Source organism: Paenibacillus sp. 01T422 (assembly GCF_056398785.1).
This window is the reverse complement of the sequence record NZ_JBFTQB010000236.1, coordinates 1-7,485: the sequence shown is the minus strand read 5'-3', so window position 1 is coordinate 7,485 and position 7,485 is coordinate 1. Positions and strand designations below refer to the sequence as shown.

The following is a 7,485-nucleotide window of genomic DNA, read 5'->3' as shown; positions in this document are numbered from 1 at the left end:
CTCGTGGTCCCTGGCTAATCTGAAGGAGAAATTCCCGAATTTCAAGCTGGGCGAAGACTATGATATAGCTCCATTGCCCAAAGGAACGGCACAAGCAGTAGCTAACGGTAGCTGGGCTCTCGGTATTTCAGGGAAAAGTAAGCACCCAGATGAAGCGTGGAAGTTCATTAACTGGGTAACTGGGGAAGAAGGACAGAAAACGTATGCAGGCATGACGAAGGACATCCCATCCCGTTATTCATCTGCTAAGGCTTTCCCAGAGTTAAATGAGTATCCGAAGAATATCTTCGTTATTCAAAATCAAAAATACGGCAGACCACGTCCGATCACCCCGATCTTCCCGCAAATGTCGGATGCTGTAAACAAAATGTTCGAGGATGTCACGATTGGCAAAAGAAACATAGATGCGTCCATTGCTGAGGCCATTGCGACAATTGATAAAGCGTACGCAGATGTCCTAGCACAGCAGAAGAAGTAATCAGCTCCAGATAAGTGAGACGAATCATTTCGGTGATCGTCTCTTTGTCGTTGTTTTGTTAAGCAGTACAGAGGTATTATAAGGAAATGTTACTTAAATGTAATGACTAGATTTCAGAATAACGGGGGGATACCATGTTTTTCTCATTGAGGAGCCGTTTGATGGCGGTTTTCTCGGTTCTGCTGCTTCTCCCTTTTGCAACACTGGCCTATATACTTAGCGAGGAAGCCGCCAAAACGATCAAGTCGTCAATCGAAGCTTCAACCTCTCAAACAATTGAACAATTCGCCTCACATGTAGGGACGCTGCTTACGCAAGTCGAGGATACAGGCAATCAAGTGGTAAGCTCTCGAACGACGCAGGATTGGCTGACCGTGCACTTAAATCCAGATAGCACGATTCAGGAACGAGTTCTTTCGAAGCAACGATTGCGGGAGTATTTCTCGTCTTATGCGGTGAACAACTCCAATGGTATATCCATTAGTGCGTTTGCTGAGGATGCAGGGGGCGTGTGGACACAGGATAAATCGTACAAGAACAGCTTGTGGTTTCAGGCTTTTATAACAGAAAACAAACGTTGGACGGCTGCACACAAGGATATCGATCAGTCGGATGAATTTATGCGAGTGAGATCGATTAATAGCTTTATTTTTCCACTTGTTCAGTTACAGTCCCTTAGAAATATGGGCTTTATTAAGGTGAATTATCCGACAACCCTACTTCGCAATGCCATTGAAAAGATCCATGTGGGGAAGACGGGGAAGGTAATTTTGATGACGCACGACGGCAATAGTGTTTTGGATCAAAACCTGTCTGAAGATGGGGACATGCTCAAAAAGGGGCTTCAGCAAATTGATACGCGCTTTAATGAAGATACGAGTGGAATCTTTCCTATGGATGTTATGGGAGAGACGAATCTGCTTTTTTTCCGCAAGCTGCCTGCACAGAATTGGACGATTATCGGAAGTGTGCCAGAAGCAGAGTTATATGAAAAAATCACTCACATCCGACAGACGATGCTTGTTGTTACCTTTTTGCTGCTATTTGTTGCGGTACTTGTCGCTTTTTGGTTGTCCGCAGGTATAACTAAACCGCTAAGTGTGATGGGTAGGGCAATGAAGCATGTAGAGCGTGGGGAATTTCATCAAGCGCTTCAAGTGATGCCGAAGGTCGGCGAGGGTCATAGTGAAGTGAATTATGTGACGGCTGTTTTCAAGCAGATGACCCATCGGCTGCGCTATTTGATCGAGACGGAGTTCGAGACGAACTTACGTAGAAAAAATGCTGAATACAAGGCGCTGCTGCTGCAAATTAACCCGCATTTTTATAATAATACGCTTGAAATCATTAGCGGTCTGGCGGCTATGAAACGGGAAGACCTGGTGATGGATGCGACGGAAGCTTTGGGGAAAATGATGAGATATTCGCTCAACCTAGGCAGTGATTTGGTACGAGTGGCAGAGGAAATGGCTTATATTAGGGATTATTTATTCATCCTGCATTTGAGACATGAGGAGAGATTGCAGGTTGTGACCGAGGAAGATCCCGCGGCAGCCGATTTCTTGATCGCCAAATTTATCATTCAACCACTAGCGGAAAATGCTGTGAAGTATAGCTTAGAAAAGGATGCGGTCGCACGGATTACCCTTAGGACGAAGCTGATGGAGGATAAATTGCTGATATCCGTCAAGGATAATGGCATTGGTATGTCCCCTGACTTAGTACAAAATCTACTTGAAGAGTTTAAGTCAGGTGATTCCGTAGCGATTCTAAGTACCGAGGGGCAGAGTATTGGGCTTCGAAATGTGTTATCACGATGTCGACTGAATTATGGCGAACAATTTCAATTAGAGCTGCAATCCAAGCTGGGTGAAGGAACGGAACTGAATCTGATCCTGCCGCTGATAAGGAGCTGACAACCGAGATGTACAGAATCATGCTGATTGATGATGAGGTCGGCGTTCGGAACAGTATTAAAGCCAAAATCGATTGGATATCCGCCGGATTCGAAATCGCTTTGGAAGCTTCTAATGGTCTGGAAGCGCTGCAGCTTCTGGAGAAGCACGCGTTGCCGGATGTTATTATCACCGATGTGCGCATGCCTCAAATGGATGGTATCGCTTTTGTTAGCGCATGTAAGGAAAAGCACCCCGAGCTTCGCATCATTGTGCTTTCGGGTTACTCGGATTTTGAATATATGAAGGCCGCGATTCAACTGGGCGTGAAGGATTATCTACTCAAACCCGTGGTTCGCAGTGAACTAACCGCACTTCTTGGTAAGCTAGCCACGGAATTGGAAGAAGATAGCAATCGCATCCGGGAGCAGGACCAAGAGGATATCAAAAATCACCAACAACTGGGGTTGATGCAAGAGCAACTTCTTTGGCAGCTGGTGAAGGATGAATGGTTTAGCGTATCTACGATGAAGGAACGTATGGATCAACTACAGTTATCTGCATTAGCAGTTGATGACGTTCATGCACAGTTTGTCACTGTAGAGATGCGCATTCCTCCAGGGAGATTGGACGATTGGAGTGAGCGGAAAGACTTGCTCTATTTAGCTTTTCAGATGCTTTGCCGGGAGTCTGCCCAGAAATGGGAACACATCTATCCCTTCTATTCAATGAGTCATCCTGCGATGATACATTTTGTTATTTTGGTTCAAAATGCTGAGTATGAACGATTCCTGGCTGACTTCGTGCGTAAGTTGAAGCGGGACATTCAAACCTACCTCAAAGTAGACTGCGTGCTCGGTATCGGCGAACCCATTCATGGCTTGCGGCAGCTCAAAGATGGCTACGCATCTAGTATGCTGGCCTGGAGCCAAGCCACGATTCATTCCGATAAAGCCGAAACCGATAGGAATATGCTCGCTATGACACACAGATTTTCAACTGAGGTTGAGAGAAAGCTGATGCAAACCATTGAAAATCTTGATATGTCTGCTTTTACCAAGCAACTGCACAGTATATTCTCTGCAGATCGAGATACGCCGATGTTTGTATTCACCTTTTTGACGCTCCGCATTATTCTCTTGTTTAATGCAATTGCGAAGAAATTTGAGTTAGGGGATACGTCTTTACAGAGCTATCTCTGGAACTGTCAAATGACCGTAAGGGATTATTTCTCTAGGGAGCAGGTGCTCGAGCAACTGCATGATATGGCGAAATTGGTTATGGAGGAAGTAAGGAAAACTAGGTTTTCGAGTGGTCAGCAAATGATGGAAGCTATTCGGAACTATGTGGATGAAAATTATTCCTATGAGCTTACATTAGCCTCGCTTGCAGATATGTTCCATCTGAATGAAACGTACTTGTCAGGACTGTTTAAGCAAAGTGTGGGAGTGACTTTCAGTGACTATGTCACGCGGTTGAGACTCAATAGGGCTGAAGTTTTGCTGCAAGAAAGTGAGCTCAAGCTAACAGATATTGCTACATTGGTGGGATATTCTAGTTCGAGTTATTTTAGCACGGCCTTTAAGAAATTTTATGGGAAAGGACCGAAGGAGTACAGGGAGGAAGTACGTGTTAAGCAGTAACTGAATCTTGTTATCTACCCTCATCTAACAGATGAGGGTATTTTTAATTCCTTGACGAGCCCCTAATATGTCACGATACTACCAATCATTTTATAAGCAAACTCCCAATGATATTGAAATCTTTCATCTCTTTGACTCGGTACAATAACGATACATCAAAAAAGACAACGAGCAGAAGGAGAAACCATGAGGAAGAAATTAGGGTTATGGGTGGCAGGCAGCGCCGCGATCATACTTCTGGGTTGGGGAGTGACAGCTTTGGTAACAGGTGATGGCAAATCGAAGGACTCAGCGGAGGTAGCAGCAATCTCTTTTGCGAAGGATCCGACTTATTATACAGAAAAATATCGACCGCAATATCACTTATCACCGGAGACGGGCAATATGAGTGATCCGAATGGGATGGTGTATTTTGAAGGGGAATATCATCAATTCTATCAAAATAGCGGTCAATGGGGCCATGCGGTTAGTCGTGATTTGATTCACTGGGAGCATCTTCCGGTTGCTTTGGCTCGGGATTCCCTCGGGGAAATCTGGTCGGGAAGCGCGGTTGTGGATACGAAGAACACAAGTGGTTTCTTTGGTGGTAAAGCGGGCTTGGTCGCGATTTTTACACATTTCAAAGGCGGACTGCAGTCGCAAAGTATTGCTTACAGTACGGATAAAGGCAGGATATGGACGAAATATGATGGAAATCCGGTGATACCGAATCCGGGACTGAAGGATTTTCGCGATCCCAAAGTAATCTGGCATGAACAGACGAAGTCGTGGGTCATGGTGGTATCAGTAGATAACCGTGTTCAATTCTATACCTCTCCGGACTTGAAAACGTGGAAGCTCGCAAGTGAGTTCGGAAGCGATCAAGGCTCGCACGCGGCTGTTTGGGAGTGTCCGGACTTGTTTGAACTTCCTGTTGAAGGCACGAAAACGAAGAAATGGGTGTTGGCGGTTAGCATCGGCAGTAATAACACGACTAAAGGATCCACAGCTCAATATTTCGTCGGTACGTTTGATGGGCATACCTTCAAGAATGATAATCCAGCTTCAGATGTGTTGTGGACGGATTACGGGAAGGATTTCTATGCCGCTGTTTCCTACTCAGACATTCCAGCGAAAGATGGCCGCCGTATTTGGCTGGGTTGGATGTCCAACTGGCGTTATCCGTTTGCGATGCCGACGGGGGCTTGGAAAGGTAATATGTCCATCCCGCGTGAGCTGAGATTGAGGAACATACCTGATCAAGGCTTACGTTTAATTCAGGAACCGATCCAAGAATTGCAGAAGCTGCGAGGAAAAGAAGTGATGGTTGAGAAGCAGCAACTGACCGCAGCAGGTAATCCTTTTGATTCTCTAAAAGGAACAGCCTATGAGCTCAACTCGGAGTTGACTGTTCAGCCAAATAGCTCGATTGAATTCCAGCTGCGCAAAGGTACCGATCAAGCAACGAAAGTTAGCTACGATGCTGAAACTGAGAAGCTAACGATTGACCGGACTAACTCGGGTATCAACTCCTTCGAGAAGGGCTTTGCCGAGCAAATGTCGGCGCCGCTGAAGCTGAAGGATGGCAAGCTGAAGCTCCGCTTTTTCGTAGATGAAGGCAGCCTTGAGGTGTTTGCCAATGATGGCGAAGCTGTGGTGTCCAGTCTGATCTTTCCTGATTCAACGAGTAATCGACTGGAGCTGGCTGCTTCCAAAGGCAGCGTTACGTTGGATAAAGCGCAGTTTTATCCGATGGGGACGGTGTGGCGTAAGGAAGATGTGAATAGCACAACACCTCAAAGAGTAGTACTGAACAAAACTACGCTTGATGTACCTATGAACGGCATACAGTCTGTTGAAGCTTCCGTCGTTCCGCTCAGCGGACAGCAGGAGTTGAAGTGGATGTCCAGCGATGAAGACATCGCGACGGTTTCTGTGACGAACAATGGTGCAGAGGTCAAGGGTGTCAAGGCTGGGCAGGCTGAGATTAAGGCGACAAGCCAGGATGGGAATATCGTGTCGAGACTTCAAGTATATGTTTTCGATGGCAAGTAACAGAGTGGAATGGAGAGATGATCGATGGCTACTGTAGAAACGATGGAAACAGTGAAAACTGTTATCTCAAGCAAAAAAAAATCACACAGCTTTCGCAAGCATGAGCAAGCTACTGCATTTTGGTTTATTTTCCCGGCGATAGCCTTATTGCTAATCTTCGTTTTTTATCCCATGCTTCAAGCTTTTTTAATCAGCTTCAAAAATTATTCCTTAGTCGGCGCAGGTGATGTGTTCGTCGGCATGGACAATTATGTGCACCTTATGAAGGATCGTGCCTTCTTTAATAGCTTGAAGCATTCATTTTATTTTGCAATTATTGTGATTCCGATTCAGACGAGTATAGCCCTAGGGCTTGCGTTATTAATTCAGAAGAAAACCGCGACTGCCAGTCTGTTTCGAACTCTTTATTTTATTCCTGTTATTATATCAACAGCGGTGGCTGCTACAGTGTTTAAGCTCATTTATAATAAAGAGTTCGGCCTTCTGAACAGTGTACTCAAAGCGGTGCATTTGCCAGTTGCAAGCTTCTTATCGGACCCGAAAACCGCGATGAACGGCATCATTGTGCTCGGGATTTGGAAGGGGGCAGGGTTCTTCATGATCATTTTCCTAGCAGGTTTAAACAATATCTCACCGGATCTATATGAAGCAGCCAGAGTGGATGGCGCATCACGAATTCAACAGTTTTTCAAAATCACACTACCGCTGCTCAATCGGACAATGGCTTTCGTTGTCATCATGACAACTATCGATGCGATCAAGCTTTCTGGTTTAGTCTTCGTATTGACAAATGGCGGACCGAATAGCTCAACGGAGACAGTTGTTTTCTATATCTATAAGCAGGCTTTCACGCAAATGAGGATGGGGTACGCGACAGCGGCGGCTTTTGTGTTGTTCGCGATCGTACTGACGATTTCGCTGATTCAAATGAAGCTATTTAGCAATGACAATGATTAACATCTAGGAGGGATTCGCTTTGAAAAGGTTAACGAACATCGTCACCATGATCGTGATGATTGTGATTGCTCTCATTTCTGTCGCTCCGATCCTATGGATGGTTACGGGGGCTTTCCGGCCGTACCAGGAGCTTTTCAAATACACATCTTTGAATATTCACTTAGTCGTACCCGTAGAATGGACGTGGAAGAACTTTCATAACGTCATTTTCAATGCACGAAATCCGTTCCTACGCTACATCTGGAATACATTGCTGGTAGCTACCATCGTAACGATGTTGGTGCTGATCATCAATTCAATGGCGGCCTTTGCGTTCGCGAAGCTTAGATTTCCTTTGAAAACGATCGTATTCGCTTTATTTATGTCGGCGATGGTTATTCCGGGTGAGGTAACACTCGTGCCAAACTACTTGTTGATGCATGATTTAGGCTGGTTGAACTCGTACAAAGCACTGATTATACCTTCGATGTTATCCGTG

General features: G+C 45.4%; 6 protein-coding genes. All 6 read left to right on the top strand.

Annotated elements, in window-relative coordinates; genetic code table 11:
• Positions 1–478: extracellular solute-binding protein (locus AC1DUA_RS15135; protein WP_477500561.1), on the top strand; the 478-nt coding region annotated here is incomplete at its 5' end.
• A gap of 161 nt (positions 479–639) precedes the next feature.
• Complete coding sequence (locus tag AC1DUA_RS15130) at positions 640–2,394, top strand: sensor histidine kinase (protein ID WP_477500560.1); 1,755 nt, start codon at positions 640–642, stop codon at positions 2,392–2,394.
• 8 nt (positions 2,395–2,402) lie between these two features.
• On the top strand, positions 2,403–4,016 hold the full coding sequence (locus AC1DUA_RS15125; RefSeq protein WP_477500559.1) for a response regulator transcription factor: 1,614 nt from the start codon (positions 2,403–2,405) through the stop codon (positions 4,014–4,016).
• A gap of 186 nt (positions 4,017–4,202) precedes the next feature.
• On the top strand, positions 4,203–6,050 hold the full coding sequence (locus tag AC1DUA_RS15120) for a GH32 C-terminal domain-containing protein (RefSeq protein ID WP_477500558.1): 1,848 nt from the start codon (positions 4,203–4,205) through the stop codon (positions 6,048–6,050).
• Between the two features lie 24 nt (positions 6,051–6,074).
• Positions 6,075–7,007 carry a carbohydrate ABC transporter permease gene (locus AC1DUA_RS15115; RefSeq protein WP_477500557.1) on the top strand — a complete coding sequence of 311 codons (933 nt, stop codon included), beginning with the start codon at positions 6,075–6,077 and terminating at the stop codon, positions 7,005–7,007.
• A gap of 19 nt (positions 7,008–7,026) precedes the next feature.
• A partial coding sequence (locus tag AC1DUA_RS15110; protein WP_477500556.1) for a carbohydrate ABC transporter permease occupies positions 7,027–7,485 on the top strand: 459 nt, incomplete at its 3' end.